At 65.7% G+C, this 25,988-nt stretch carries 26 protein-coding genes; 9 read left to right on the top strand and 17 right to left on the bottom strand.

Annotation, left to right across the window (positions count from 1 at the left end):
* Positions 1-82 precede the first annotated feature (82 nt).
* The 4 genes from RPS27_RS34715 (at position 83) to RPS27_RS34730 (ending at position 2,072) form a co-directional block, all read left to right on the top strand.
* Positions 83-442: an ArsR/SmtB family transcription factor gene (locus RPS27_RS34715; RefSeq protein ID WP_211417634.1), complete on the top strand. Its 360-nt coding sequence runs from the start codon at positions 83-85 to the stop codon at positions 440-442.
* Positions 442-1,143: an MIP/aquaporin family protein gene (locus RPS27_RS34720; protein WP_285812030.1), complete on the top strand. Its 702-nt coding sequence runs from the start codon at positions 442-444 to the stop codon at positions 1,141-1,143. Before RPS27_RS34715 ends, RPS27_RS34720 begins: the two co-directional genes overlap by 1 nt.
* Complete coding sequence (gene arsC, locus RPS27_RS34725; RefSeq protein ID WP_211417636.1) at positions 1,140-1,541, top strand: arsenate reductase (glutaredoxin); 402 nt, start codon at positions 1,140-1,142, stop codon at positions 1,539-1,541. The genes RPS27_RS34720 and arsC overlap by 4 nt, the downstream gene beginning before the upstream one ends.
* A gap of 123 nt (positions 1,542-1,664) precedes the next feature.
* Positions 1,665-2,072 carry a GFA family protein gene (locus RPS27_RS34730; protein WP_212067142.1) on the top strand — a complete coding sequence of 136 codons (408 nt, stop codon included), beginning with the start codon at positions 1,665-1,667 and terminating at the stop codon, positions 2,070-2,072.
* An 18-nt stretch (positions 2,073-2,090) separates the two neighbouring features.
* Here the strand turns inward: RPS27_RS34730 and RPS27_RS34735 are convergent, their stop codons facing one another.
* From RPS27_RS34735 to RPS27_RS34765, 7 genes are all read right to left on the bottom strand, one after another.
* The gene (locus tag RPS27_RS34735; protein WP_313754985.1) at positions 2,091-5,279 is read right to left on the bottom strand and encodes an efflux RND transporter permease subunit; all 3,189 of its coding nucleotides are present in this window, start codon (positions 5,277-5,279) and stop codon (positions 2,091-2,093) included.
* Positions 5,276-6,700, bottom strand: a complete 1,425-nt coding sequence (locus RPS27_RS34740; protein ID WP_212067144.1) for an efflux RND transporter periplasmic adaptor subunit — start codon at positions 6,698-6,700, stop codon at positions 5,276-5,278. The genes RPS27_RS34735 and RPS27_RS34740 overlap by 4 nt, the downstream gene beginning before the upstream one ends.
* A gap of 64 nt (positions 6,701-6,764) precedes the next feature.
* Positions 6,765-7,157: a FixH family protein gene (locus RPS27_RS34745; protein ID WP_212067145.1), complete on the bottom strand. Its 393-nt coding sequence runs from the start codon at positions 7,155-7,157 to the stop codon at positions 6,765-6,767.
* Between the two features lie 100 nt (positions 7,158-7,257).
* Positions 7,258-7,623, bottom strand: coding sequence for a hypothetical protein (locus tag RPS27_RS34750; RefSeq protein WP_212067146.1), 366 nt, complete (start codon positions 7,621-7,623; stop codon positions 7,258-7,260).
* 131 nt (positions 7,624-7,754) lie between these two features.
* A complete protein-coding gene (locus RPS27_RS34755) occupies positions 7,755-8,741 on the bottom strand; it encodes a tripartite tricarboxylate transporter substrate binding protein (protein WP_212067147.1) in 987 nt (328 codons plus the stop codon).
* Positions 8,742-8,810: 69 nt separating this feature from the next.
* Positions 8,811-9,716, bottom strand: coding sequence for a VOC family protein (locus RPS27_RS34760; protein ID WP_212067148.1), 906 nt, complete (start codon positions 9,714-9,716; stop codon positions 8,811-8,813).
* A 16-nt stretch (positions 9,717-9,732) separates the two neighbouring features.
* The gene (locus tag RPS27_RS34765; RefSeq protein ID WP_313754986.1) at positions 9,733-10,770 is read right to left on the bottom strand and encodes a zinc-dependent alcohol dehydrogenase family protein; all 1,038 of its coding nucleotides are present in this window, start codon (positions 10,768-10,770) and stop codon (positions 9,733-9,735) included.
* 66 nt (positions 10,771-10,836) lie between these two features.
* On the opposite strand from RPS27_RS34765, the gene RPS27_RS34770 reads away from it, so the two are divergent.
* The 3 genes from RPS27_RS34770 to RPS27_RS34780 all read left to right on the top strand — a co-directional run bounded on the left by RPS27_RS34770 (position 10,837) and on the right by RPS27_RS34780 (position 13,080).
* Positions 10,837-11,538, top strand: a complete 702-nt coding sequence (locus tag RPS27_RS34770; RefSeq protein WP_212067150.1) for an FCD domain-containing protein — start codon at positions 10,837-10,839, stop codon at positions 11,536-11,538.
* Between the two features lie 91 nt (positions 11,539-11,629).
* Positions 11,630-12,493: a fumarylacetoacetate hydrolase family protein gene (locus tag RPS27_RS34775; RefSeq protein ID WP_313754987.1), complete on the top strand. Its 864-nt coding sequence runs from the start codon at positions 11,630-11,632 to the stop codon at positions 12,491-12,493.
* Positions 12,494-12,501: 8 nt separating this feature from the next.
* The gene (locus RPS27_RS34780; protein WP_212067152.1) at positions 12,502-13,080 is read left to right on the top strand and encodes an amino acid synthesis family protein; all 579 of its coding nucleotides are present in this window, start codon (positions 12,502-12,504) and stop codon (positions 13,078-13,080) included.
* Between the two features lie 13 nt (positions 13,081-13,093).
* Here RPS27_RS34780 and RPS27_RS34785 read toward each other — a convergent pair whose 3' ends face one another.
* On the bottom strand, positions 13,094-13,921 hold the full coding sequence (locus tag RPS27_RS34785) for an MBL fold metallo-hydrolase (RefSeq protein ID WP_211417646.1): 828 nt from the start codon (positions 13,919-13,921) through the stop codon (positions 13,094-13,096).
* 93 nt (positions 13,922-14,014) lie between these two features.
* On the opposite strand from RPS27_RS34785, the gene RPS27_RS34790 reads away from it, so the two are divergent.
* Positions 14,015-14,896, top strand: coding sequence for a LysR family transcriptional regulator (locus RPS27_RS34790; protein WP_212067153.1), 882 nt, complete (start codon positions 14,015-14,017; stop codon positions 14,894-14,896).
* Here the strand turns inward: RPS27_RS34790 and RPS27_RS34795 are convergent.
* The 5 genes from RPS27_RS34795 to RPS27_RS34815 form a co-directional block, all read right to left on the bottom strand.
* Positions 14,862-15,626, bottom strand: coding sequence for a hypothetical protein (locus RPS27_RS34795; protein WP_211417648.1), 765 nt, complete (start codon positions 15,624-15,626; stop codon positions 14,862-14,864). The two genes, RPS27_RS34790 and RPS27_RS34795, sit on opposite strands and share 35 nt — an antisense overlap.
* 196 nt (positions 15,627-15,822) lie before the next feature.
* Positions 15,823-16,239, bottom strand: coding sequence for an Ig domain-containing protein (locus RPS27_RS34800; RefSeq protein ID WP_246776497.1), 417 nt, complete (start codon positions 16,237-16,239; stop codon positions 15,823-15,825).
* Between the two features lie 57 nt (positions 16,240-16,296).
* Complete coding sequence (locus RPS27_RS34805) at positions 16,297-19,716, bottom strand: CHAT domain-containing protein (protein WP_212067154.1); 3,420 nt, start codon at positions 19,714-19,716, stop codon at positions 16,297-16,299.
* A gap of 231 nt (positions 19,717-19,947) precedes the next feature.
* Entirely contained in the window at positions 19,948-20,709 is a 762-nt protein-coding gene (locus RPS27_RS34810; protein ID WP_212067155.1) for a hypothetical protein, read from the bottom strand.
* A gap of 16 nt (positions 20,710-20,725) precedes the next feature.
* The gene (locus RPS27_RS34815; protein ID WP_212067156.1) at positions 20,726-20,914 is read right to left on the bottom strand and encodes a hypothetical protein; all 189 of its coding nucleotides are present in this window, start codon (positions 20,912-20,914) and stop codon (positions 20,726-20,728) included.
* Between the two features lie 254 nt (positions 20,915-21,168).
* Here RPS27_RS34815 and RPS27_RS34820 point away from each other — a divergent pair, with 254 nt between their 5' ends.
* On the top strand, positions 21,169-22,140 hold the full coding sequence (locus RPS27_RS34820) for a DUF2336 domain-containing protein (RefSeq protein ID WP_212067157.1): 972 nt from the start codon (positions 21,169-21,171) through the stop codon (positions 22,138-22,140).
* Positions 22,141-22,311: 171 nt separating this feature from the next.
* Here RPS27_RS34820 and RPS27_RS34825 read toward each other — a convergent pair whose 3' ends face one another.
* From RPS27_RS34825 to RPS27_RS34840, 4 genes are all read right to left on the bottom strand, one after another.
* The gene (locus tag RPS27_RS34825) at positions 22,312-22,656 is read right to left on the bottom strand and encodes a DUF1491 family protein (RefSeq protein WP_211417652.1); all 345 of its coding nucleotides are present in this window, start codon (positions 22,654-22,656) and stop codon (positions 22,312-22,314) included.
* A gap of 53 nt (positions 22,657-22,709) precedes the next feature.
* Positions 22,710-22,919 (bottom strand): hypothetical protein, encoded by a 210-nt coding sequence (locus RPS27_RS34830; protein WP_211417653.1) that lies wholly within the window; start codon positions 22,917-22,919, stop codon positions 22,710-22,712.
* A gap of 156 nt (positions 22,920-23,075) precedes the next feature.
* The gene (locus RPS27_RS34835) at positions 23,076-23,780 is read right to left on the bottom strand and encodes a peptidoglycan-binding domain-containing protein (RefSeq protein ID WP_212067158.1); all 705 of its coding nucleotides are present in this window, start codon (positions 23,778-23,780) and stop codon (positions 23,076-23,078) included.
* Positions 23,773-25,656, bottom strand: a complete 1,884-nt coding sequence (locus RPS27_RS34840; RefSeq protein ID WP_212067159.1) for a PAS domain-containing sensor histidine kinase — start codon at positions 25,654-25,656, stop codon at positions 23,773-23,775. The genes RPS27_RS34835 and RPS27_RS34840 overlap by 8 nt, the downstream gene beginning before the upstream one ends.
* Positions 25,657-25,988: the final 332 nt, after the last annotated feature.

Raw genomic sequence — 25,988 nt, forward strand, 5'->3', positions numbered from 1 at the left:
TTCTAGAATATTCGAATTACGGAGGATCCCTCGGCACAGGATTCAATTGACGACCTCCTGATAATTCCATAAATCTGGATATATGGAAAATGAAGAAGCCGTCCTCGCCCTCGCCGCGCTGGCGCAGCCGACGCGCCTGGAAGCCTTCCGGACGCTGGTCAGGCACGAGCCTGACGGCTTGGCCGCCGGCGACCTCGCCCGCCTGCTGGAGGTGCCGCAGAACACGCTCTCCGCGCATCTGGCGATCTTGACGCGCGCCCGCCTCGTCTCCTCGGAGCGGCACAGCCGCTCGATCGTCTACCGCGCCAATCTCGGCGAATTCCGCGATGTCGCGGTTTTCCTGTTGCGCGATTGCTGCGGCGGACGCCCCGAAGTCTGCAACCCCGTCGTCGAGACGCTGCAAGCCTGCTGCACGCCGAAACGAAAGATGCGAGCGCGCTGATGGAAGCATTCGATCTTTCGCGGCGACTTGCAGCCGAGGCGCTCGGCACCGGTCTTCTCGTCGCCACCGTGGTCGGATCCGGCATCATGGCGGAGACGCTGACCAGGGATGTCGCGCTTGCTCTGCTTTGCAACACATTGCCGACCGGCGCCATTCTGGTCGTCCTGATCACCGTGCTCGGTCCGATCTCAGGTGCGCATTTCAATCCGGCAGTCACGCTGGTGTTCACCGGCAAGCGCGAGCTGCCGGTCAATGAGGCGGCGCTCTATGTCGTCGCGCAAATCCTCGGCGGCATCGCCGGAACGATAGCCGCGCATCTGATGTTCGGCCTGCCCGTGCTCGACGTCTCGACAAAGGTTCGAACTGGCGGGCCGCAATGGTTCGCCGAAGCCGTAGCGGCCTTTGGACTGGTCGCGACCATCCTCGCCGGCGCCCGGTTTCAGCGCAATGCGGTGCCCTGGCTGGTCGGCCTTTACATCACGGCGGCCTATTGGTTCACGGCCTCGACCTCGTTCGCCAATCCGGCAGTCGCGATCGCGCGTTCACTGACGAACACTTTCGCCGGCATCCGTCCCGCCGACCTGCCCGGCTTCATCCTGGCCGAGCTTTGTGGAGCGTTTGCCGGCATGCTGCTAATGAACTGGCTGCTCGGCCCCTCGCACGCGCGCGGCCCGGTTCCAACCGCGGAGACATCTCGATGAGCGTCACGATCTACCACAACCCCGCCTGCGGCACCTCGCGCAACACCCTGGCCATGATCCGGCAGAGCGGCGTCGAGCCCATCGTCATCGAATATCTGAAGACGCCGCCCACGCGCGAGAAACTCAAGGAGCTGATCGAGACGATGGGCGTTTCCGTGCGCGCGCTGCTGCGCGAGAAGGGAACACCCTACAAGGAGCTCGGCCTCGAAGATCCCAAATGGTCCGACGACGAGTTGATCGACCAGATGCTCGCACATCCCATTCTCATCAACCGTCCGATCGTGGTGACGCCGAAGGGCACGCGGTTGTGCCGCCCATCGGAAGCCGTCATCGACCTGCTGGACAATCCCGTCGGCCGCTTCGTCAAGGAGGACGGTGAAGTGGTGGAAACGCGATAGACGGTGTCGATGGCAGCAGCTGTCACGCGACAGTAGGACGCAAGCGCAAACCGATTGCGCCGTTGATGCTGCAAATCGCGAGCGCTATCGATCGGCGAAGAAATATCCGATCGGGAGAGACGCATGAGCACCATCACCGGCGGCTGTCACTGCGGCGCGGTCCGTTATGAGGTCGAGGGCGAGGCTATCGTGCATGCGCTGTGCCATTGCCGCGATTGCCGCCTCCATGCCGGCGCACCTGTCGTTGGCTGGACGATGTATGCGGACGGCGCCGTCAAACTGACCAGGGGCGAGCCCAGGATCTACAGCTCGTCGGAACACGGCCGGCGGCACTTCTGCGGCGATTGCGGCACCGGCCTGTTTTACGTCAATGCCGGCCTGATGCCGGGCGTGATCGACATCCAGAGCGCGACTTACGACGATCCCGAGGCCGTGCCGCCCACGATGCAAATCCAGGTCGCCGAGCGCCTGCGCTGGATGGAGCACGCGCATGAATTGCCGGCGTTCGAGCGCTTTCCGCCGCAGCCGTAGTACCCTGCGACGCTGATCCTACTCCGCCGCTTGCGACGCCTGCACGGCGCTGACCGCTTCAACGGCATGGCTATCGGCCAGCGCCGGCTGCTCGCCATCAGGCAGTCCCCGCCCCTTCACCAGGCCGAAGATCGCGGGGATCACGATCAGCGTCAGCAGGGTCGACGAGATCATTCCGCCGATCATCGGCAGCGCGATGCGTTGCATGATCTCCGATCCCGTTCCGGTGCTCCACATGATCGGCAGCAGGCCCGCCATGATAGCGACCACGGTCATCATCTTGGGCCGGACGCGCTCGACCGCGCCGACCATGATGGCGTCGTGAAGATCGGCACGGGTGAAGACCCTACCCTCGGTGCCGCACCTTGCCTTCATCTCGGCCAGTGCGTGATCGAGGTAGATCAGCATGACGACGCCGGTCTCGGCGGCGACGCCCGCGAGCGCGATGAAGCCGACGGCGACCGCGACCGACAGGTTGAAGCCGAACCACCACATCATCCAGATGCCGCCGACCAGCGCGAACGGCAGCGACAGCATCACGATCAGGGTCTCGGTCAACGCCTTGAAATTCAGGTACAGCAGCAGGAAGATGATCGTGAGCGTCACGGGCACCACGATCTTGAGGCGCGCGGCGGCGCGCTGCAGATATTCGTACTGTCCGCTCCAGACCACATAGGTGCCGGCGGGAAACTGGATGCTCTCCGTCACCGCGCGTTGCGCATCCGCGACGTAGCTGCCGATGTCGCGATCGCGGATGTCGACATAGATGTAGGTCGCGAGCTGGCCGTTCTCGGTGCGGATCGAGGTCGGTCCGCGCGCCGGCTCGACCTTGGCGACCTCGCCGAGCGGCACGGCGCCGCCCGCCGGCATCGGCACCAGGATTTCGCTGGCGATCGCCTTGGGATTGTCGCGGAGGTCGCGCGGATAGCGCATGTTCACCGTGAAGCGCTGCCGGCCCTCCACGGTCGTCGTCACCGTCTGGCCGCCGAGCGCAGCAGCGATGGTGTCCTGAACGTCCTGGATCAGGATGCCGTAGCGGGCGAGCGCCTCGCGGTCCGGCACGATCTCGAGATAATAGCCGCCGATGCCGCGCTCGGCATAGGCCGATGACGTGCCCGGAACCGTCTTGATCACGCGTTCGACCTGCCGCGCCAGGCGGTCGATCTCGACGAGATCGGTGCCCATGACCTTGACGCCGACAGGCGTGCGGATGCCGGTGGACAGCATGTCGATGCGCGCCTTGATCGGCATGGTCCAGGCGTTGGAGACACCAGGGAATTGCAGCGCCTTGTCCATCTCGGCGATCAGGCTGTCGACGGTGACGCCGGGGCGCCAAGCCTCCTTCGGCTTCAGATTGACCACCGTCTCGAACATCTCGGTCGGCGCCGGGTCGGTCGCGGTCGCCGCCCGTCCAGCCTTGCCGTAGACCGAGGCGACCTCGGGGAATGATTTGATGATGCGGTCCTGAGTCTGCATCAGCTCGGCCGCCTTGGTGACGGAGATGCCGGGCAGCGTGGTCGGCATGTAGAGCAGCGTGCCCTCGTTCAGCGTCGGCATGAACTCGGTGCCGAGCCGGCCTGCCGGCCAAGCGGTGACCGCGAGCACTGCGACGGCGGCGAGGATCACCAGCGTCTTGGCGCGAAGCACGCCCTTGATGACCGGCCGGTAGATCCAGATCAGGAAGCGATTGATGACATTCCTGCCCTCCGGCACGATCCGGCCGCGGACGAAGATCACCATCAGCGCCGGCACCAGCGTGACGGACAAGAGGGCCGCAGCGGCCATCGAGAACGTCTTGGTGAAGGCGAGCGGACTGAACAGCCGCCCCTCCTGCGATTCCAGCGTGAAGATCGGCATGAACGACACGGTGATGATCAGCAGGCTGAAGAACAGCGCAGGACCGACTTCCGAGGCGGCATCGATCAGGATCTGCACGCGCGACTGATCGGGCTTGGCGCGTTCGAGATGCTTGTGCGCGTTCTCGATCATGACAATCGCGGCATCGACCATGGCGCCGATCGCGATCGCGATGCCCCCTAGGCTCATGATGTTCGAGCCGAGGCCGAGCAGCTTCATGGCGCCGAACGCCATCAGCACGCCGACCGGCAGCATCAGGATCGCGACCAGCGCGCTGCGGACGTGCAGCAGGAACACGATGCAGACCAGCGCGACGACGATGCTCTCCTCGAACAGCGTGTGCTTGAGCGTGTCGATCGCCGCGTAGATCAGGCTGGAGCGGTCGTAGACCGGGACGATCTCGACCGATGCCGGCAGGCTGCTCGCGATCTCCTTGAAGCGTCGCTTGACGTTCTCGATGACGTCGAGGGCGTTGACGCCGAAGCGCTGCAGCACGATGCCGCTTGCGACCTCGCCCTCGCCGTTCAGCTCGGTAATGCCCCTGCGCTCGTCCGGTCCGAGCTCGACATGGGCAACGTCGCGGAGCAGCACCGGCGTGCCGTTGCTCGTCTTCAGCACGATGTTGCCGAGATCGTTGATGCTCTTGATGTAGCCCTTGCCGCGGATGACGTATTCGAACTCGGCGAGCTCGACGGTGCGCCCGCCGACATCGGCGTTGCTGGCGCGGATCGCGTCGCGAATCTTCTGCATGCTGATGCCGCGATCGCGCATCCGCTGCGGATCGAGCACCACGTTGTACTGCTTGACGAAGCCGCCGATGCCAGCGATTTCGGCGACGCCTTCGGCCTTGGCCAGCGCGAACTTCAGGTTCCAGTCCTGGATCGTCCTGAGGTCGGCGAGATTCAATTCTTTCGACATCACCGCGTACTGATAGACCCAGCCGACGCCGGTGGCATCGGGCCCGATGGTCGGGCTGACGCCGGCGGGCAACCGCGACGCCGCGCCGTTCAAAAACTCCAGCACGCGCGAACGCGCCCAGTAGATGTCGGTGCCGTCCTCGAAGATCACGTAGACGAACGACACGCCGAAGAAGGAGAAGCCGCGCACGACCTTCGATTTCGGCACGGTCAGCATCGCCGTGGTCAGGGGATAGGTTACCTGATCCTCGATCACCTGCGGCGCCTGGCCGGGATATTCGGTGTAGACGATGACCTGGGTGTCGGAGAGGTCCGGGATCGCATCCAGCGGCAGATGGATCAGCGCATAGAGACCGGCGGCGGCCGCAAAGCCGGTACCGAACAGCACCAGCAGCAGATTGCGCGCCGACCAGGCGATGATGCGGGCGATCATTTGTGCTCTCCCGCGGCGTGGCCGGGTTCGGAAGCCTGCGGCGCGGCTTCGGCAAAGCCTTTGAGCGCGGCCTTCAGATTGCTTTCCGCATCGATCAGGAAGTTGGCGGAGGTGACCACCACCTCGCCGTCAGCGAGTCCGTCGCGCACCTCGAAATAGCCGCCGCCGCGCCGGCCAAGCTTCACCTCGCGCGGCTCGAAGCGGCCCTCGCCCTTGTCGACCAGGACGGCCTGACGCGCGCCGGTGTCGAGCACCGCGCTGTCCTGGATCGCCAGCACGGGCGCGCCATCGGCCGTGTCGATGTCGGCATCGACATACATGTCCGGCAGCAGCACAGCATCGGGATTGGCGAGCTCGATGCGGACGCGCACCGTCCTGGTGTCGCGGTTCACCTGCGGATAAACCACGGCGATCTTGCCGCTGAAGATGCGGCCGGGAAAGCTCCGCGCGCGCACCGCCACTGGCTGCCCCACCGCGATCGTGCCGAGATCGCGCTCGGCGACGTCGACCAGCGCCCAGACCAGCGAGATATCCGCGATCCGGAACAACACGTCGCCGGGATTGGCGCGCATGCCTTCGATCGCGCTGCGTTCGAGCACGATGCCGTCGCGCGGCGCCGACCAATGCACGGTGACGGGCGCGACGCGCGTCCGCTCCATCTCAGCGATGATTTGTTCGGGCACGTTGAGGTTCATTAGCCGCTGCCGCGAGCCGCGGCCGTACATCTCGACGCCGCCCACCGTCTTCGAGGTAATCGTCGCGAGATATTCCGCCGCGGCGGAGGCGACCGCCGAACTGTAGATCTCCATCAGCGGCTGGCCTACCCTCACGCGCGTGCCGGTGGTGACGTCGGCAACCTCTTGCACGAAGCTTTCGGCGCGCATCGCGATCACCGAGATGCGGCGCTCGTCGAGTTGGATCGTGCCGGGCGCCTTGACCGTGACGCGGATCGCGCGCCGTTCGACGGGCTCGGATTTCACGCCGGTGCGCTGAATCTTGCCCGGCGAGAGTTTTACCGTGCCGTCGTCGACCTCGTCGCCTTCGTAGACGGGGATGTAGTTCATCCCCATCGGGTCCTTCTTCGGCACCGGCGAGGTGTCGGGCAGGCCCATGGGATTGCGGTAGTAGAGGATCCTTCGCGATGACGCCGCCTGCGGCGGCGGCTTCGGTGCCGCAGCGGCGGCTTGGCCGTCCTCGTAGACCGGCAGATAGTCGCGGCTGCGGTCATCCTTCTTCGGAGCGGCGGACCAGAACGGCGCGCCGCTGGGATCGCGGTAATAGAGCGGAGCCCGGTTCGCCTCGGCCGCAGCCGGCGTTGCCTCGGCGTGAACGGACCAATGCCCGTCGAACAAGGCCCAGGTCGCGCCCAGCGCGAGGCCACCGCCCAGCGCGAGAACAGTCAGGAGACGCAGCGTTGTCATGATGTGATCGTGTCCATGTGAAAGGGACAGAGAAGTCCGGACGCCGCGGGGCGCGTCCGGACGCTCACTTGATCGCCGTGACGATCACCTTGCCGGTGACGGTCTCAGCCTCGCCCTGCACCTTGGCCGACAGCGTGACCTGGTAACGGCCCGCCATCGGCAGGTCGGTCCTGAAGGCGTAGACGCCCGGCTCCTGCGACGGCAACGGCGCCACGGCCGATTCCATCTCAGCCATGCCGTCCGGGGCCATGTCGACGCGGGTCTTGAAGATAACGGCGTCCGCCACCGGCTTGCCGGTCTGCTTGTTGGTCAGGCGCACCGAGAGCGTGACGTCGTCGCCCTTCTTCATTTGCGCCGTGACGGGCTCGAAGGCGTAGTCGCCGGCGCCCGCCATCGCGGCGGAAGCGGCAAGCGAAAGGGTGGCGGCGAGCGCCGCTGTGCTGAATTTGGCAAGCATTGTCTTGTCCTCATGATCTGATCTTCGCCGTGGCGCCGGAAGCGCGCACGTCAGTCCTCGCGCGCGAGGCATACCGCACGCGTCTTTGGGCTTGGCGAGATCAGATTCGAGGAGGTCGGAAGGGAGGAGGGCCGCCGCGGACGGAGACGACCTGGTCCTCAGGGATGGGAAGCGTGCTCGCCGCGACGGCGAAATGCCCGAAGACGACGGGCCTGACGTCATCGAGCGCAACGAGCCCGCCGACGCAGCAGAAGCCCATCCCGCATTTGTAGCTGCCCGTGGTGGAGGCCGGTCCCTTCATGTCGGGGCAGCAATCGTCCATCGCCATCTCGGCGTCGCCGCCCATCTGCATGGTCGCGTGCATGTCGTCCGACGACGTGGCAAGGCTTGATGCGGACACGCCAACCGGCAGCATCGCCAGGGAAATGGCGATGGCAAATGCCAGGATGGTACGGACGAACCGCATCTAGATGAATTTACCTTTCGGGCCGCGATGCCTTCTTCCTAACATATCCCAGAGCCGGCGGCGCTTGTTGATCCGGATCAAGCATTCGTGAGCAGAGGGCCCGGCCGGCATCGCGCGGTCCCCTGCCCGGCTCAGATCTTCGGGATCTTTGCCCGCTCCACCACGCCGGTCCATTTGGCGATCTCGGTCTCGATCAGCTTCTTCATCTCCTCCGGCGAACTGCCGCGGACCTCGCCGCCGACGGCCGTCTCCAGCCGCTGCTTGAGCTCGGGATCCCTCAGCGAGTCCAGCGTTGCGGCATTGAGCGCGGCGATGATGGCAAGCGGCGTTCCCTTGGGGGCCAGCAGGCCGGCCCAGGTGCGCACGTCGTAACCCTTGATGCCCGCCTCCTGCACCGTCGGGACATCGGGCAGCAACGCGGTGCGCGCCGGCGAGGTCACGGCAAGGCCGCGGATCGCGCCGCTCTGGATTTGCGGAGCGAGCAAAACGGGCGTGCCGACGACGACAGGAACGTCGCCGCCGAGCAGCGCGGTGGTGGATTGGGAATCGCCGCGATACGGCACGTGCACCATCTCGATTCCGGCCGTGGCGTTGAGCAATTCTCCCGCGAGGTGATGGGTCGAGCCGAAACCCACCGATCCGAAGCTGAGCGAGCCGGGCTTCGCCTTGGCGATCGCAATGAGCTCGCCCAGCGATTTCGCGGGATAGTCGTTGCGCACGGCGATGACGAGCGCGTAGTAGACCAGCGTCGAGATCATCTCGAAGCTGTCGGCCGGCTGATAGGCGAGGCTCTTGTAGGTCGCCGCGGAAATCGCGTGGGCGCCGGTGACGAGCCCGAGCGTATAACCGTCAGGCGCCGCCTTGGCGACCGCATCCGCCGCGATGTTGCCGCCGGCGCCCGGCTTGGCCTCGACGATAACCGGCTGGCCCAGCTTCTTCGACAGTCCGTCGGCGATGATGCGCGAGAGCGTGTCGGCCGCACCGCCGGCGGCAAAGCCATGCAGCAGGCGGATCGGACGCGACGGATAATTCTCCGCCGATGCCGGACCGGCCAGACAACTGGCAAGAAAAACGCCGAGCAGAAAAATGGCCGCAGCAAGCCGCTTCATCCCTTGCATGGATGCTTCTCCCCTTGATTGTTCTATCGTTGGCCGCAGCGCGTGCGGCGTCTTCAAGTCGTGATCGCGCTAGCGCGCGAACTCGGTGCATTCAGGCGATGGCGGCATGCCCCAGACGTCGCGCGGCAGCCCGACCCAGACCTTCGGCCGCTGCGGGCGATCGCGGTGCCAGGGACGCGGCTCGAAATAGCCGAGCTCCTCGTCCACCATCCGGTCGAGATCATGGAACAGCTCGACCAGGTGGCCATCGGGATTGCGGTGATAGATCGCGGTGTTGTGGCCGGGGCCGTGACGCACCGGCCCCCAGAGCACGGGCAGCTTGTGCCGCGCGAGATGATCGCAGGCGCGATGCATGTGGTCGGGGCCCCGCAGCTCGAAGGCGAAGTGATGAAGACTGCGGACGGGCGCGCGGGCAAAATTGAGCGTGTGATGCTCGAAGCCGCTGCGCATGAAGACGAAGCGGTCCTCGATCCAGTCGGAGACGCGCAGGCCCATCACGTTCGCGTAAAACTCCGAGGCGGCTTTCGGGTCAGGCGTGCGCAGCGCGACATGGCCGAGCTTGGCGACCGCGAACCCGCCGATCCGCTCCTGCGCGGGCGTCGGCGTCCAGCCCTGGATCAGCTCGAAGCGCGTGCCTTCCGGATCGGTAAAGGACAGCAGTCTGGAAACACCGGGCAACGGATCGCTCCGCAGCTCGGGCCGCAGATCCGCCTGCTTCAGCGCGGCGCCCAGTGCGTCGATCTCGACCTCCGGGGAGATTTCAAAGGCGATGCTGCCGAGCGCGGCATCACCAGGCTCGATCACGAGCGAGAGCTGCTCGGACTCGCTGGCAAGGAACAGGCGGTCGCCATCGCGGGCAACGAGGCCAAGGCCGATCACGCCGCGATAATAGTCGAGCAGCCGCTCCGGATCCGGCGAGGTGAAGGTCGCGTGCCGCAGCCGGGTGAAGCGTGCAATGGGTGCTTGTGTGCTCATCGTGCAATCCACCCCCTCATGGAATCATGATGATCTTGCCGAGCGCCGAGCCCTGCTCCAGCAGCGTATGCGCTTTCCTGACCTCGTCGAGCCTCAGCACGGCCGAGATCGCCGGCTTGATCGCGTTGCGGCCGAGCGCCTCGATCACGCTGCGCATCAGGGCGCGGCGGCCGTCGCGATCGTGGTCGTAGATGTGGAAGGAGAAGCATCGTATCGCCGGACAAATGTCGAGATGGTTGCGCATCGCCGCCATCAGGTTTTCTTCCGGAAGTCCCGCGAAGGCGTTGTAGGACAGCAGCGTGCCCCATTTGCCGAGTGCGCCAAGATAGCCGGTAAACTCGGGACCGCAGACATGATCGAGCACGAGGCCGACGCCCTCGCCCCCCGTCAGCTCGCGGGTGCGCGCCACCACGTCCTCGCTGCGGTAGAAGATAATGTGATCGGCGCCGTTCGCTTTCGCGAAGGCAGCCTTCTCCTCGGTGGAGACCGTGCCGATCACAGTCATCCCGGCGAGCTTGGCCAGCTGCACCAGCGCGGTGCCGACGCCGCCGGCGGCGCCAATCACCAGCACGCTGGCCGGCGCGCGCGGATGGCGGCACTCGTGCAGCAGGGCATAGGCCACCTGGTAGTTCGACAGGCACACCGCGGCTTGCAGATCGACATTGTCGGGCAGCGCGTGAACAGCATCCGCGGGCGCGACGACGTAGTCGGCATAACAGCCGCCGCGCTGGGCAAGATCGCGCGCGCTCAGCAGCACCTTCTGGCCGATCGCAAGTCCCGCAACGCCGGATCCGAGAGCGGCGATGTGCCCCGCGACGTCATTGCCCGGATTGGCCGGCAGCGGCGGCATCCATTTGTAGACGCCGCGCCGGATCAGCACGTCGGGCTGACCGACCCCGAATGCTTCGGCCCGGATCTGCACCTGGCCAGCACCGGGCGCAGGCATCGGAAGCTCGACCATTTCGAGTGCATCCGGCCCACCCGGCTGACGCACCAGCACCGCTCTCATGACGTCCTCAGCCTCCCAAGCCGTATTTTCGAAAATCATACTCATTACGAAAATTATTGCAAGATGGTCGTTGGCACGGCATCTTGGGGCATCGATTCAATGGCAGACCCCATGGCTGACAGCGCCGTTCGCCCGCGCAAGGAATTCGGCAAGACCATCGCCGCCGACATCACGCATCGGCTGCGCGAGGAAATCATTGCCTGCGCGCTTGCGCCGGGCGAGCCGCTGCGCTTCGACGTGCTGCGCGAGCGGTTCGGCGCGAGTTTTACGACGCTGCGTGAGGCGCTGACCGCGCTCGCCGCCGAAGGCCTGGTCGACGCGCAGGAGCAGCGCGGCTTTCGCGTCGCGCCGGTCAGCCGCCAGGACCTGATTGAAGTGACCGACGCGCGGGTGCTGATCGAGGTGGAATTGATCCGCCGGTCGATCGAGCGCGGCGACGACGACTGGGAAATCGCTGTCATCTCCACGCTGCATCGCCTGAAGCGGATCGAGCAGCGCGATCCCGAACATCCCCTGCGCGACCCCGAATGGAAGATCGCGCATCGGCAATTCCACCAAGCACTGGTGTCTGCTTGCGGCTCGGCGACGTTGCTCGCCATTCGCGCCGAGCTGTTCGACCGTGCGGAGCGCTACCGGCACCTGTCGGCCAATTTCCGGCCGCGCCCGCGCGACAAGGCTGGCGAACACCAGGCCATCATGCAGGCCGCGATCTCGCGCAACGCCGATCTCGCCGTGCAGCTGATCGAGACCCATATCCGCACCACCGCGGATAATGTCGCAAAATACGCCGCCCACCTGCTCGACAGCGAATAGGCGGCGGCATTTTCACAGGGTGGGCTTGCGCCCCGACCGATTTTCGAAAATAATATACCAGATCGAAAATTAGAACCCTTGGGGCGAAACCATGAAGCTGCTGTCGTTCTTGGAAGGAAATCGGGAAAGCTGGGGTGCCGTTGTCGAAAACGGCGTGGTCGATCTCGGCCGTGCCCTGCCCCAATACCCCACGCTCGCGGACTTCCTCGGCAGCGATGACTACGCCAAGCGCGACGCCATCGTCGCCCAGCACAAGCCGACGCTGGCGTTGAGCGACGTCAAATACCTGCCGGTGATCCCGCGCCCCGAGAAGATCGTCTGCGCCGTGCGCAACTATCTCGACCACCACAACGAAGCCGTGGCGTTCGGCATGAAGCGCGAGATCACGGAGTTTCCGCCGATCTTCCTGCGGGTCTGGCGCTCCCAGGTCGGCCACAACGCGCCGGTGATCCGGCCCAAAGTCTCGGACAATTTCGACTGGGAGGGTGAGCTCGCCGTGGTGATCGGCAAGGGCGGCCGTCACATCAGCCAGGGCGACGCCTGGACTCACGTTGCGGGCTACTCGATCTACAACGACGTCAGCGTGCGCGACTGGCAGCGCCATGCGCAGCAGATCGCCTCCGGCAAGAATTTTGTCGGCACCGGCCCGTTCGGTCCGTGGCTGGTCACGCTGGACGAGATCGGCGACCCGACGAAACTCAAGCTGGAGACGCGCGTCAACGGGGCGACCGTGCAGTCCTCCGACACCTCGATGCTGATCTTCTCGATCCCGCGGCTGATTGAATATTGCTCGACCATCTTCGACCTCGTGCCCGGCGACGTCATCGCGACAGGCACGCCGGCCGGCGTCGGCTTCACCCGCAAGCCGCCGGTCTTCCTCAAGCCGGGCGACGTGGTCGAGGTCGAGATCGAGAATATCGGCGTGCTCCGCAATCCCGTCGTGGACGAGGCGTAAAACGCCGCATGTCCTACGACATTCGCAAGACCGCGCTCGGCGTCGAGACCGTCTGGCACGAGCGCGGGCCCCGGCTGGAGGAGCCGCTGCTGGTCGGCACCGCGATTGCCGTGATCCGCAATCCCTTCGCCGGCCGCTATGAGCCGGATCTGATCCCGTTCCAGGCCTCCTTGCGCGGCCTGGGCCGCGAGCTCGCTGGCGCACTGATCGCGCAGCTCGGCGGCGCAGAGCGCATCGAGGCCTATGGCAAGGGCATCATCGTCGGCGAGGACGGCGAGCTTGAGCATGGCGCGGTCTGGCATGAAGCCGGCGGCCAGGGCATGCGCGAGGTGTTGGGACAACCGAAGGCGATCGTGCCGGCGGCAAAGACCATCGGCGGTCCCGGCACGCGGCTGATGGTGCCGCTCGGCCACATCCACGCGTGCTATGTCCGCAGCCATTTCGGCGCCGCGGAGATGACGCTGTGGGACGCACCGAGACGTGACGAGATCGCCTTCGGCCTCGTGATGGCAACCGGCGGCCGCCCCCACGCGCGCATCGGGGGCCTGAAGGCATCCGAGATCTCCGTGCACGACGGGCAGCGCTGAGGCGCTGCCGCGCTCAATGCGCGCCGCAGCGGCAGCGCTCGTAATCGGCGGGATCGTGGCTGTTGACGATCGTCACGCGATCGCCGTGATCGCGCTTCAGCGCGCGCAGCCGGGCCTGGTTGGCGATCCGCATCGCGCGGTCCATGTCGCCGCGGCGCTGGAAGTAGCCGAGCATCAGGGGCACGCGCGGCGATGGGTCGAGCTGAGCATGATGGAAGTAGCTGTCGCCGGCATGCAGCAGCCATTTGTCGCCCGAGCGCACCGCGATGCCGCAATGGCCGAGCGTGTGCCCGGCAAGCGGGATCATCAGGATATCGGCTTCCGTGTCGCCGAGCGCACGCACGCCTTTGAAGCCGAACCAGTCCTCGCCGGCTTCGCCATAGAATTGCCAGCGCGGCCCGTGGCTCCACTGCCCCGTGACATAGCGCCCTTCCGGCGGCGCCGGCTTGCGCTCTACCGCCATGTCGTATTCGGCGCGATGGACGTGAATCGCGGCGTGGGGAAAATCGGGTACGCCGCCGGCGTGATCGCGGTCGAGATGTGTCAACAGCAGGTGACGCACGTCGTTGGGTGAATAGCCGAGCGCCCTCACCTGTTCGACCGCCGTCTCCGCGGGATCGAGCTTTGGCGCGGTCTGCCGGACCCACCGCCGCCCCAGCCGCTCGGGCGTCGCGATGTCGCCAAGACCGATGCCGGTATCGACCAGAGCGAGTCCGTCCCCGGTCTCCATCAGCAGGCAATGGCAGACCAGGCGGGCGCGCTGGAACAGGCCGCCAGAGCCGTTCACCAAGCGGCGGCCGAGCGGGCACATCGTGCCGGTGTTGAGGTGGTGGATTTTCATGGATGACCCTCGCCTGTCCTGAGCAGCCGTTCTTGTCATCGCTCTCGTCATAGGTAAAATATCGATTATTGATGCTATCTCTAGGCTTATCCTATGGACATCCGCGAGCTTCGCTATTTCGCCGCCGTCTACCGCGAACGCAATCTGACTTCCGCCGCACGGGCCTGCTTCGTGTCGCAGCCGTCGATTTCGACCGCGATCACCAGTCTCGAGGCCGAGCTCGGCACCACGCTGTTCATCCGGCACAAGAAGGGCGTGGCGCCGACCGCCTCGGCCGAGCAGTTTCACATTCTGGCGCGCCGCATCATCGACGAGACCGACGCGGCGCGCAGCCTGTTCAGGAAGCCGAGCACGAAGACCAATGTCACGCTCGGCCTGATGCGCACGCTCGACGTGCCTCGCACGATCGCGCTCTTGAAGCCGCTGACGGCGCGCAGCGACGTCGCGCTCCGCCTCGTCGGCAGCGACGAGCAGGCGGATGCGCGCATCATCTCGAAGAGCATGCTGCGCAAGGACGAGCAGTTCGTCGCGCTGTGGAGCGAGCGCTACGTCGCCGCGCTGCCGCCGTCGCATCCGCTGACGCTGAAGGACAAGCTTCGCACCGCCGATCTCGCCGGCGTCCCGCTGATCGACCGCTGCCATTGTGAACAAAGCGCGTTCTTCGGCCGCAATGCGCAGCGGCGCCAGACCGCTGCGATCGCACAATCCGAGGATTGGGCCATCGCGCTGGTCGCGGCCGGTGTCGGCATTGCCATCGTCCCCGAGGGCTTGGCGCGCGGCAATCCCGACATCGCGGTGCGCGAGATCGAGGTCAAGGTGACGCGCGAGGTCGGCCTCGCCTACCGCGCCTCGGTCCCGCTGGCGGACGCGCTGAAGGAGTTTGTGGGGAAGCTGCAGAAGCAGCGGCCGGCCGGACCGCGCGCTGGGGCTAAAGACCGAGCTAACCCAACAAGCCCTTCAAGCCGGCATAGATAGAGCCGATACCGGTCGCGGCCACGCCGGCCAGCGGCCCGACGGTCTGCATGAGATCCTGAATTAGGCGGGCGCGGCGGCGCAGTTGCTCTTCGCCGACGTGCTGGCCGAGCAAGCGCGCCACGCGAAAGGCAAACGCATTCGGCTTGCCGCCCTGGGTCAAAACCCGCGGCAGCACTTGGAAGATCACCACGCTCAAGATGTTTCCGGAGACGAAGGCAAGCAGGATGCTAGCGCCATATTCGAACACCTCGCGCCATTCGATCCACGCTTCTGGCAAGATCGGGACATGATCGTGAACTCCGGTTACCGTCAGCATCGACAGGATGCTGACACCTGCCGTCAGGAACGCCAGCACGAAGGCGGGCAAGGTAGAGACGCGGTGCAACGGATAGGCCACGAAGCCGAACAGAAGTGGTATCGCGATCGACGCGATCCGAAGCGGGAGCGCGGATACGTTGAAGGTGATGGTCACGAGCACATGCGCGACCACCAGCAGGAGGGATGGAATGGCAACGTAGAGCACCGCGTGCGTGCCGTAATAACGCAGCGGATTGTTGTAGCGCTCCAGCCGGACATTGATGCGGTCGAGGTCGCGCCTGAGCTTGTCCAGATCGGCGACAATGTCGTCGATCTCGCGCAGCATCGGCTGCACGACGCGTAAGTCCCGCGAGCAATGCTTGCACGCGATCGCTTCATCCTTGATGGTTTCGGCGCAGAACGGACATTCCATCGCTAGCGCGACTTCCTTCGCCTTGTGACGGCTTCGATTTCGGCTCTGGCGCGCCTCAGTTCATCGCGCAGTTCCTCCCGTTTGCGCAGGAGATCGTCTCTCTCGGCGATCAACGTGGCGGGCACGGCGATGTCGCGCCCGCAGGCAGCGCAGACCAGCGCACCCTCGGCGCTGTCAGCCCGGCAGTAAGGACACGTCACTTGGGTGCAACCTTCAAGGTAAAGATGGTCGTGCCGGGCCGACCATCGCTGTCCTTGACGTCGACCCGCACGGTGTATTCCCCCGGTGGCAGCTCCGCGTCGAGCATGTTGATGCCTTCCGCTTTCACGAATGGCTTGACCCGCGGAGTGAGGTCCACGTTGGGCGTGCGGAGGAAGATCACCTTGACCGATTCCGGGTCGATCTTAGCCCCGCCGAACGACTCGAACTTCAACACCAGCGGCATCGGTGAGCTGACGGCACCGCCGGGCGAGATGAATTCGACCTTGGGACCGCGCAGAATGCCGCGCCGGTCGGCCGCGACCGCTCCCTTCGGCGGCGGCAGCTTGGCTTCTTCCTCGGTGATCAATTGCGTGGCGTGCGCAGGTGCCGAAAGCAACAAAGCTGCCGCCACAATGCCCAACAAGACATTCCGCGTCATCGTCCGTTCACCCCTTCCCTCATTTGTTTGTCAGCGCACGCCGCCATCGCCGATGATCGTGTACGGCGCCCAGAACAGCGGATGCGCATAGGCAAACTCGGTTTTTCCTTCGCTGTCGAGATAGCCCGGACCATCGACGAGAGCCATCGCCGCCTGACGCAGCGCTTCGCTGCGCGACAGCTTGGGATCGTCGGCCTGCCGTTTGAACAAGTCCGTCACCAATTGCCGCGCCGACTGCGAATGCACCGACCAGTTCGTCACTAGGAGCGCACGCGTTCCAGCGTAGAAGAATGCGCGCCCAAGCCCGGACGCCGCCTCGGCCCCTGCGCCAGCGCCCGCACCGGTGTTGCAGGCCGACAGGATCACCCAGTCAGCATCGAGCTTGAGACCCAATATCTCCTCCATGGTCAGGAGGCCGTCGCCGCCCTCTCCCGTCACCGCCGGCGAGGACAAGGCGAGTGCTGGCTGCGTGAGCCCGTTCAGCTCGCCCGGGACGAGGCCGTGGGTGGCAAAGGCCAGGATTCTGAAGCCGGACAGATTCATGGTCTTTACCGCATTCTCGGTGGCGTCCTTGCCTAGGAACAGGACTTTCGAGGGATCGGCCTGCAGCGCCAGCGCGATCGATTTCAGCTCGTCCGCGGTGTCGGGTAGCCGCGGCAGCAAACCAAGCTCGGCGCTGTCGACGCCATCGAGCTTCGGACTGTTGCGCCGCTTGAGCGGGCCGCCGCGCGTGACATTGCCACCCGCGTCGGCGACCTGAACTTTCTCCCCGGCGCCGTCCGCCTCAGCCTGCTGTTCCCTGTTGAAGTAGGGATCGCCGAAGGCGACGAGGTCGCCGCGTCCCGGCTTGCCCGGCGGCAGTTGCCGCAGCGTGCGCAACGCCGCCGCGGATGGGACCGTCGACACGGCATGGGTTCGCGCCAGCCACGCCACGTTGCGGTAACCGATGAACAGCGGATCCTCGTCGGCGGCGACCTCCGCCGGCGCCGTCGGCAACAATGACAGTGGCAACAGGCCGAGCGCGCCATTGGTCACGACGATCAGGTTCCTGGCCGGCTTCCATCCGCTCTCAACGGGCCTGAGCAACAGCTCGTAGAGTTCATAGCCGAGCTTGAGGTCGAACGGCGGGATGTCCGAGATCATCGCGGCCTGCGGTTCGAGCGCTTCGCGCAGCTTGCGGATCTTGCTTTCGATATCGCCGATCTTCGCCTGCACGGCGGCGAATGCGACAGGCCCCGACTTCGGCACGGCCCAGACGAAGCTGCCGTTCTGGCCGAAATAGAACGACAGCATGGCCTCGTTGTCGGCCAGCGTGGCGCGGATTTCCGCGACACTCGGCGGCCGGGGTGAGACAAGATCGGCGTAGATTGGGAATTTCTGCTTGATCTCCTGGCGTGCCTTGTCGCGCTGTCCGCGCAGTGCCGCGATCGAGGCCTGGATTTGCGCAACGCCCTTGTCGTCCCGTTCCGCGGCGGGGAGCGCAAGCACGTTGTTGAGCGTACCGAGCTGGGCGTTGACCTGCTTGGTCAAGTCCTGCTCCTTGCGCACGAGGTCGGCGAGCGCGGGATCCTTTGCCGCCGCGCGCGCACTCGAAGCCGCCAGCGCCTGCTGGACCGAACGGCCGCGGACAGCGTCGGCGAGGCCGAACGTCTCTTCCCCGACGTCCTTGCCGGTCCCTTCGGCCCTGGCGAGCAGCATCAAGTAACTTTCGACGATGGTTTGCAGCCGCTGGCTGCGCGCGGCCACCACCGTGGTGTTCTCGTCATCGGCGTTCTCATTGGCGCTCGCCATCATGACCGGAATGGCCGCCTTGAACTCCCTGATCGCATCGGAGTCGCGCCGAGCGCGCATCAGTCCGACGGCCAACGTGCCGCGCGCCGAAGCGGCATCGAAATGGTTCTCGCCGACCCGGGCGATCTGCTTCTTCACGAGCTGCTCGGCGGCGGCAATGCCTGCGTCCAACTGTCCGGAACCATAGAGCGACAGGATACGAGACGGATTGAGTTCGAACACCTGACGGCGCTGCGAATCCCAGCCGGCGACGGCCTTGTCGATCCTGGCAAACATCTCGCCCGCCTCGGCGGTCTGGCGGCGCAGCGTCAGGATGCCTGCAAGCTGCGACAGCAACTGCACCGTCGCCTGCGACTCCTCCGGCACGCCGACCTTCTTGTTGATCTCGAGGGCGACACGGCCGAGCTTCTCGGCCTCCTCGTAACGACCCTGGTCGACCAGAATGCCCGCCAGCCCCATCACGAAGCGCGGCGTGACGGAATTGTACTTGCCGGTATCCTTCAGGCGCGAGAGCAGCGCGCGGCGCGCATCCACCTCAGCCTCGGCGAGCCTGCCCTGCCTGGCCTTCATGCGGGCTTGATTCAGCACCATGCCGTCGATCGCCTGCAGCAGGATGGTCTCCGCCGGCGGATTGTCGGATTCCATGACTGCCTTCGTACTTGCGCGCTTGCGCAGCTCGGCCTTGCGATATGCGGCCTCGGCGTCGGCAAACTGCCCGCGCGCCTCGAAGATCAGGGCGCGCGAGAGCTCCAACTCGCCTTCCCAGCTCTGGCCGAACTTCGCGTAAGCCGACCGCCAATTGGGATGACCGCTGGTGCGGGCCTCCTGGATCGCGATCTGGCTGCGGCGGACATAGGCTTCGGCCTGGGCGACATCGCCCATCTGGATGAGGACGGACGCGACGGCGCGGTTGGTGTTGAACTGCAATCCCTTGGCGCCCGGCATGCTGGCCGATTCGCGCAGAAGCCTCTGCATGATCTCGAGCGAGCGCTTCGGATCGCCGGCGAGAGCATATTGCAGCGACTGGAGTTGAAGAATCCGTCCTAGCAATTGCGGACCGACCGCGCCGCGCCCCACCTCCACGGCCTTGTCGGAATCGGAGATCGCTTCGGCCAGCCGACCGAGCTGAGCGCGTGCGTTGGCGCGATCGAAATAGAGCTGAGCGAGATCCTGGCGGGATTCCTTACCGCTGGGCGCGGCGTCGGCGTCCGATTTCAATTCCGCGATCATCTTCTCGTCGGGCTTGTCGCCGTCGAGGACCGCCGTGATGTCGGCAATGCTGCGCGGCGGCGCAACGAAATCCTTCGGGAGCGCGGCACCTACCTCGAGCTTGGGCGCCGTTTCCTTGGGAAGCTCGACCGCGATATTGGCACGACCATTGGCAGCATTCAGCGCCGCCATCACGCAAGCCTTGACCTGAGGCGAGGCCTTGGCGCGGCAGGCTTCGAGATTGGCGCCCCCGGCGGGTCCGCCGCCAGCGCGCATGCAGGCCTGCACGATCGGTTTGCCGACGCTCATCCGGCAATTCTCGATCGCTGCCTCCTTGGTCAACGCGGCCGCGGAGCCGGTCGACCCGAGGAAAATGGCAAGCGCGAGCAGGTGATGGCGCGGGGTAACGTCCGGACGGCTCTTGAACGGACGCAGGGCGTCTAAGCTCATCGCGAAAGACCTTCGGGGTAAAATGACTTTGAAGAAACGGGACAATCCTATCCGGCCGGTCCGGAAGGACAAGAGCCATGAATCCGGTTCCCTGAGGTCTCAACAGAGTTGGGCGGCCCAGGGACGGCACAGGTCCTCGGGATTTCGAACTGACGCGCGGCCTCGGGCTGAGCGCGCTGATTGGCCGCGGGGGCAGGATCGCCTGGCGCGAGTGCCGACAGGGCCGCGCCCTCAGCCCTTCGAGACCACCGCGCGGCCGTACGGCGGTTGCGCCTGGACCGGCGGGTTGGCGGTCTGGGCGGCGAGCTCGCCGATCAGGCGGTCGGCGTCGGCGGCCATGCCGTCGGGCGCCTGGATCACCAGGCGCTCCAGCGCCCAGCGGTAGGACGAGACGCGCTGCTCCAGGCATTGCTGCACCCACTGCACGATCAGCGAGTTCTCCTGCATGCGCGCGACCGCGTCGTCCTTCTCCTTCGGCGAGAGCGCTGAGACGCGCGCCATGCTGGCATCGCGCTTCCTGTCGAGATCGATGACGCGGATGGCGCTGCCGAAGAACGGCTCGAAGCGGGTGATGTCGTTGCGCACGTCCTCGATCAGCTGCGCATAGCGCGAGGAGTGCGAGCGGTGCGGCTCGTCGATCAGCGTGCGGCCGTACATGGTGCGGTCGAACACGACCTTCTGCCGCCAGGGCGAGGGCATCGCCTTGTAGTCGCCGAACACGCTCTTCCAGGCGGGGCGCGACAATGGCGGCTCGATCATGGGATAAGCGAGGTCGCGCAGCTGGCGCTCCTCGTCGGTGAGCTGGAATTGCGAAGGCTTCAGGCCGACGCTGAAAGTGACCTCCGCACCCAGCCAGCGATGCATGTCGTCGCTGCGCATGTCGGCGCGCGTACGGCCGAAATCGCCTCCGCTGCACGCACCGAGCGTGGCAGCGAGCAGCGCGAGCAGGACGGCCGATCTGACGGGCCGGATCTGGCGGATGGTGTCCGGCATTGCACGCAGCCGGATGTCAGCGGCGGCGACGACGGCGTCCCGGCGCTGTGCCCTGCTCAGGGCCGCGATCGCCGCTGGTTTCATCTGCCTCGCGCTCGATACGGATGACGGGAAGGATCAGGATCGTTCCCATGTCCGCGCGCGGAGCGACATCCCCCGACGAGCCCACCCGGCGACCGGCCGGAAATTCAATGATGGTCCCCATGTCAGCTCTCTTCAATTGCCGCGCGACCGAACGCGCCCCTGCAACATGCAATTCATTAAGATCAGTTCATGGTTAACGGGGTGTAAACGCGACGTTCCGACCGTAGCCGCACGGGCCGGCCGCGACGTCCCGTCAAGGCACGGGATTGCTACAAGTCGAGCGTTCGGCTTCACGCCTCGTTTTCCTTAACGAGCCTTTAAAGGAGCCTGCGCTAGGCTGGCGGCGAGCATGTTTTTCAGGTCGCGTATCCCTCCATGACCAAGTCGCTGTTTCCCGGATTCGACGGGCTGATGTCGCTGTCCCGTCGCGAAGGCGTCGATGTTCGGCCGACGCTGCTGCGCGTGCTGACCGACCTCTATGTCCAGACGCGCGTCCACAGCGAGGACGAGCAGCGGCAATTCACCGAGCTTGCAACACGGCTGATCGACCAGGTCGACGATGCGACGCGCGCGGCCATCAAGGCCAAGCTCGCGGTCTATCCGCAGACGCCCGTGGCGGTGCTGCAGAAGCTCGGGCTGGTCGCAGCCCAGGAAGGCCGCAGGATTCCGCTTGCCCGCGAGATTCCCGTTCCCGCCCCCGCGCCGGTCCGCACGCCCTCCGACGCCGAGCTGCGCATGGCCGCCAGCATGGCGATGCAGCCGAAGGACGCCGCCGAGATCCACGACATGTTCTTTGGCGCCGGCCCGTCCGAGCGCGCGCTGATCCTGCACAATCTGGCGCAGACCCCGCTGAAGGCCGCCCCTCGCATTCCGACCGTGCGCGCCAAGCGTGCGATTCAGATCCTGGAGATGGCTGCGATCGCGGGCGATGTCGAGAACTTCGCCCTGGAGCTCGGCGACAGCCTGATCCTACCCTCGCGCGTCGCAGCCCAGATCGTCGACGATGCCGGCGGCGAGGCCCTCGCGGTCGCCGCGCGCGCGCTCGACATGCCGAGCCCGAACTTCCAGCGCATCCTCTTGTTCTTCAAGCCGGAGATCGGCACCTCCGTGAACGAGGTGTACCGGTTGTCGCGGCTCTACGACCGAATCAGCGAACGCGCGGCGCTGGTGATGCTGGCGGCCTGGCGCGGCTCGACGCTCGCCGTCACCCGCGCGAAGTACCAGCCGTCACTGCACGACGGCGAACGCCAGCGCGCCCGTGCCGGCGCGAGCCAGACGCGGCCAAGCGTGCAGCCGGGCGCGATGCCGCCGCGCCGCACCGGCACCGACGGGTCGTCGGAGCGCTAGAGCCGGCCCTGAGGCTTCTTCAGCTCGTGCCCCGGACGCAGCGCGCTAGCGATACGCTACAGAGCCAGGGTCCATCTCACCGCGTTACGCCGTGCAGCCCACTGGGTCCCGGCTCTGCACGGCGACGCTGACGCGTCGCCGTGCAGAGCCGGGATACGATCGAAGCAGCCGTTACGTCTTCGCCAGCTCCAGAAAATGCCGCCCGGCGCGGTCCTCTGTCTCGACGATCCAGGCGTCCGGGTCGAAGCGGACTTCCTTAGTGAGACGTTCCTCGATGGTATGCTCCGGCAGAGGCTGCGGCGCGACCGGCACGAAGAAGCGATCGACGGGGCGGCCGTCATCGTAAGAGGTCTGCGGGGCCGGCGCATACAGCATCGCATGGCCGTCGAGCAGCGACACCTTCACGAACACCGCGCCCGCCTCCTCGGCGCCGCGACGGCGGACCGCTCCGAACACGCCCTCGGTCTGGCACCGGCGCAGGTAAGCCGCGACCCATATGTTGGATTTCAAACGCATGAGTCGAACGATAGGCCAGCGTGACGCGCGCCGCCAGTCTCAGCGTCCGATTATCACGCCTTGCTGACGCCCCTCCCGCCGCGGATCTGAAGCGCAACGAGGTATGACAGCGGCACCGCAAGCGCAAATCCCACGGCGACCGCATAGGGGATGTTCCTGATCGCATCGGCGGCGAAACTCGGCACCATCAGCACGACGATCAGACTGACACCCGCCAGCACCGTACCCAGCATGATCCAGACCAAGACCGAGACCTTGAACATGACACCCTCTCTTCCTCGTTGAAGATGGGCGATCATGGTCCACGTAACTCTCGGCCGTCATTGATCCCAAGCAAATCGCGCCTGCCGAAGACGCCATGATGTGCCGGTGCGGCATGCCCGACAATTGATCGGCGTCAATGACAGCGAGCGGCGTGGCTATTCGACGGGATGACCGATCGCGGCACCGAGCTCGCGCAGCAGCCGGTCGGACAGCTGGCCGGTGACCTGCATCTTGTGCTCGCGCTCGAACTTCTGGATCGCGGACTGGGTCTCGCCGCTCATCGTGCCCGTGATCTTCAGATTGCCGTAGCCATATTCGGACAGCGCGCGCTGCACGCCGGCGATACGCCGTGCGGCCGGGTTGTGGGTTACGGGAATCGGGGCCGGCGGACGCATCGCGGAGGACGGCGTCGAGGTCGTCTGCTTGACCAGATTGGTCATGGGATCGTTCGCGCGCGTCGATGCGGTCGCTTCGACGGGTTTCTCCGGCGGCTTCTCGGCGGCGCGCTCGGCGGGTTTGGGCTCAGCGCGGAACTCGGTCGCGCGCGGCTCGAGTGGCGAGCTGTCGGCGCCGACGGGGCGCGGCCGCGGCAAGGGATTCGACAGCGCCACGGAGGACGGCGCGGGCAGATTGATCACGGTGCCGAACATCGGCGCCGGATGCCGGCCGGTCTGCAGGAACAGCGCATTGGCAACGATCGCGCCGATCGCGGCGACGGCGATGAGACCAGCCAACGTGTCCTTGGGGCTGTGCAGCAGCACGCGCATCACGAGGTTGCGCTCGGTCTCGATATCGACAACCGCTGCTTTGGCACCACGGCGGCGCGGAGCGACTTCGTTCTTGGCAGATTTCTTAGGCACTTTTCTTCACCAGAGCGGATTGGTCCTGAGAGGGGGCGTGAGCCTGGTCTTGAATCTCTCGGCCTTGAAGTTCCTGACCTTGAATTTCCTGGCGCAGCACCGGCGTCAGCGTCGCGATCTTGCTCTCGGCCGGCTTGGCTTGCGACGGCGTGTAGACGAGCGGCAGCCTGACGGTGACGGCGGTGCCCTCGCCCAACCTGCTTTGTACCGTCAATTCGCCGAGATGCAACGCCACGAGGCTCTTCACGATCGACAATCCGAGGCCGGTGCCTTCGTGACGGCGCTGATAGGTCTTGCCCGCCTGGAAGAACGGCGCGCCGATGCGCTTGAGATCGTCGGGCGAGATGCCGACGCCGGTGTCGCTGATGCGCAGCGTCAGCTGCGAGCCGGTCACCGCTGCGGACACGGACACCTGGCCGCCGCGCTCGGTGAACTTGATGGCGTTGGCGACCAGATTGAGCACGATCTGCTTGAAGGCCCTGGGATCGCCGGTCATGACGGGCAGGTCCTGCGGCGCGTCGGTGATGAGGTCGATGCCGTTCTCCCGCGCCTTCAGCGCCAGGAGATTGCAGCAATGCAAGAGCGAGGCGCGCGGCGCGAACGGCTCGGACGCGATCTCGAAATTGCCCGACTCCATCTTCGACATGTCCAGGATGCCGTTGACGACCGACAACAGATGCTGGCCGGAATCGTTGATGAGCTGGGCATATTCCCGGCGCTGGGCCGCACCCAGCATCAGGGTCTGCTCCTGCGCGATCATCTCGGAGAAGCCGATGATGGCGTTCAGCGGCGTCCGCAGCTCATGGCTCATGGTGGCAAGGAAGCGCGTCTTGGCGGCATCGGCAGCTTCAGCGGCGCTGCGCGCCTGCTCGAGCGCCTGCTCGGACAGCTTGTGACCGGTGACGTCGCGCATCACGGCGACGACTTCGGCCTCGCGCGTGGCGTCACGTCCCAGATCCTGGTCGAGCGGGCGGCAGCGCATCTCGACCCAGAGAAAATCGATCTGGCCGCGCTCGGTCCCATCCGGCTCACGCCGCAGCCGGAACTCGACGCTGCGCACCTCGCCGCGCGCGGCATCGGACAGCGCGGTGAGATAGGCCGGGCGATCGGCGACATGGACGCGGTCGAACAGACCATGGCCGAGCAGTTGCGCCATCGGCAGGCCGAGCATGGCCTCCGCCGCCGGCGAGATGAACTGCACGGCACCGTTGCGCTGATGCCGCGAGACGACGTCGCTCATGTTGCGGGCGAGCAGGCGGTAACGCTCCTCTTCGCGGGACAGCAGCGCAACGCTGGTGCGCGCGAGCGATTCCGCACCGAAGGCGAGGCCCGCGGCATAGACCGTCGCCGAGACGACACCGCACGCCATCAGCACGCCGCGTTCTGCGGCGCTGGTGTCTGCTGACGGCAGCCAGCCGAGCTGACTGAGAAGGGTCAGCAGTCCCGCACAGGACAGTGCGAGCAATGCAGCGAAGACGGTGACGCGGCGCGAGGCCGACAGCGCGGCTTCGAGCGGAACCACGACCAGCCAGACCGCGGCGAACGATTCGATGCCGCCCGTTGAGCCCGCGACCGCCATGATCAGGCCGGCGAGCGCCAGCGAGGACAGCACATGCGCGCCTTCGTAGCGGCCGGTGCGCGACAGGAACCAGGACAGCATGATCGGCGCGACCAGCCATGCAAAGGCGGCGACCTCGATCGCGCTCGGCGCGCCGCGCAGGACGAGATAGATCGGGAATGCGGCAAAGGCGGCCAGGCTGCCCAGCAGCCGCGGCGCCATGAAGGCACGATGGCGCGCGCGCATCAGCGCATCGTAACGCGCGGAGGGATGCAGCAGCGCATCGAGACAATCGCGGATGATACTCAAAACTGTCACGGGTCTCGCGCTTCGGCTCAATCGTCTTAGAAGACGCGCCGGAACGCCTCCTTGTCGTTGAACCCACCGTGTCAGAGCGACCTTAAACGAGTGCTAAGGCGGCGCGACACGCGGCCGGACGCCGGGACATCGCGGGGCTTTTTAGACGATTTGGCGACGTCTTCAGTGAGGATGGTGAACACAGGGTTTCACCGTCCCGCTCATGGTTTCGAATTGGTGGATAGGCCCGCCAGCAGTATCACCGGCCGCGGCGTCAATCGAAAATTTACGACACCTTCGATCGCGAAGAATTTTGCGCCAATTTTCCGCGAATTAAGCTCAAGGCAATCACT

The sequence above is a fragment of the Bradyrhizobium sp. WYCCWR 12699 genome (genome assembly GCF_032144035.1).
In the GTDB taxonomy this organism is placed as follows: domain Bacteria; phylum Pseudomonadota; class Alphaproteobacteria; order Rhizobiales; family Xanthobacteraceae; genus Bradyrhizobium.

What these genes read in the sequence shown, in the direction of transcription:
- RPS27_RS34765 (WP_313754986.1), bottom strand. Translation starts at nt 10,770, where the DNA reads ATGAGTATGATTTTCGAAAATACGGCTTGGGAGGCTGAGGACGTCATG.
- RPS27_RS34785 (WP_211417646.1), bottom strand. Translation starts at nt 13,921, where the DNA reads ATGAAAATCCACCACCTCAACACCGGCACGATGTGCCCGCTCGGCCGC.
- RPS27_RS34720 (WP_285812030.1), top strand. Translation starts at nt 442, where the DNA reads ATGGAAGCATTCGATCTTTCGCGGCGACTTGCAGCCGAGGCGCTCGGC.
- RPS27_RS34820 (WP_212067157.1), top strand. Translation starts at nt 21,169, where the DNA reads ATGACCAAGTCGCTGTTTCCCGGATTCGACGGGCTGATGTCGCTGTCC.
- RPS27_RS34715 (WP_211417634.1), top strand. Translation starts at nt 83, where the DNA reads ATGGAAAATGAAGAAGCCGTCCTCGCCCTCGCCGCGCTGGCGCAGCCG.
- RPS27_RS34770 (WP_212067150.1), top strand. Translation starts at nt 10,837, where the DNA reads ATGGCTGACAGCGCCGTTCGCCCGCGCAAGGAATTCGGCAAGACCATC.
- RPS27_RS34815 (WP_212067156.1), bottom strand. Translation starts at nt 20,914, where the DNA reads ATGGGGACCATCATTGAATTTCCGGCCGGTCGCCGGGTGGGCTCGTCG.
- RPS27_RS34810 (WP_212067155.1), bottom strand. Translation starts at nt 20,709, where the DNA reads ATGCCGGACACCATCCGCCAGATCCGGCCCGTCAGATCGGCCGTCCTG.
- RPS27_RS34730 (WP_212067142.1), top strand. Translation starts at nt 1,665, where the DNA reads ATGAGCACCATCACCGGCGGCTGTCACTGCGGCGCGGTCCGTTATGAG.
- RPS27_RS34805 (WP_212067154.1), bottom strand. Translation starts at nt 19,716, where the DNA reads ATGAGCTTAGACGCCCTGCGTCCGTTCAAGAGCCGTCCGGACGTTACC.
- RPS27_RS34780 (WP_212067152.1), top strand. Translation starts at nt 12,502, where the DNA reads ATGTCCTACGACATTCGCAAGACCGCGCTCGGCGTCGAGACCGTCTGG.
- RPS27_RS34760 (WP_212067148.1), bottom strand. Translation starts at nt 9,716, where the DNA reads ATGAGCACACAAGCACCCATTGCACGCTTCACCCGGCTGCGGCACGCG.
- RPS27_RS34790 (WP_212067153.1), top strand. Translation starts at nt 14,015, where the DNA reads ATGGACATCCGCGAGCTTCGCTATTTCGCCGCCGTCTACCGCGAACGC.
- arsC (WP_211417636.1), top strand. Translation starts at nt 1,140, where the DNA reads ATGAGCGTCACGATCTACCACAACCCCGCCTGCGGCACCTCGCGCAAC.
- RPS27_RS34750 (WP_212067146.1), bottom strand. Translation starts at nt 7,623, where the DNA reads ATGCGGTTCGTCCGTACCATCCTGGCATTTGCCATCGCCATTTCCCTG.
- RPS27_RS34740 (WP_212067144.1), bottom strand. Translation starts at nt 6,700, where the DNA reads ATGACAACGCTGCGTCTCCTGACTGTTCTCGCGCTGGGCGGTGGCCTC.
- RPS27_RS34795 (WP_211417648.1), bottom strand. Translation starts at nt 15,626, where the DNA reads ATGGAATGTCCGTTCTGCGCCGAAACCATCAAGGATGAAGCGATCGCG.
- RPS27_RS34755 (WP_212067147.1), bottom strand. Translation starts at nt 8,741, where the DNA reads ATGCAAGGGATGAAGCGGCTTGCTGCGGCCATTTTTCTGCTCGGCGTT.
- RPS27_RS34735 (WP_313754985.1), bottom strand. Translation starts at nt 5,279, where the DNA reads ATGATCGCCCGCATCATCGCCTGGTCGGCGCGCAATCTGCTGCTGGTG.
- RPS27_RS34775 (WP_313754987.1), top strand. Translation starts at nt 11,630, where the DNA reads ATGAAGCTGCTGTCGTTCTTGGAAGGAAATCGGGAAAGCTGGGGTGCC.
- RPS27_RS34745 (WP_212067145.1), bottom strand. Translation starts at nt 7,157, where the DNA reads ATGCTTGCCAAATTCAGCACAGCGGCGCTCGCCGCCACCCTTTCGCTT.
- RPS27_RS34825 (WP_211417652.1), bottom strand. Translation starts at nt 22,656, where the DNA reads ATGCGTTTGAAATCCAACATATGGGTCGCGGCTTACCTGCGCCGGTGC.
- RPS27_RS34830 (WP_211417653.1), bottom strand. Translation starts at nt 22,919, where the DNA reads ATGTTCAAGGTCTCGGTCTTGGTCTGGATCATGCTGGGTACGGTGCTG.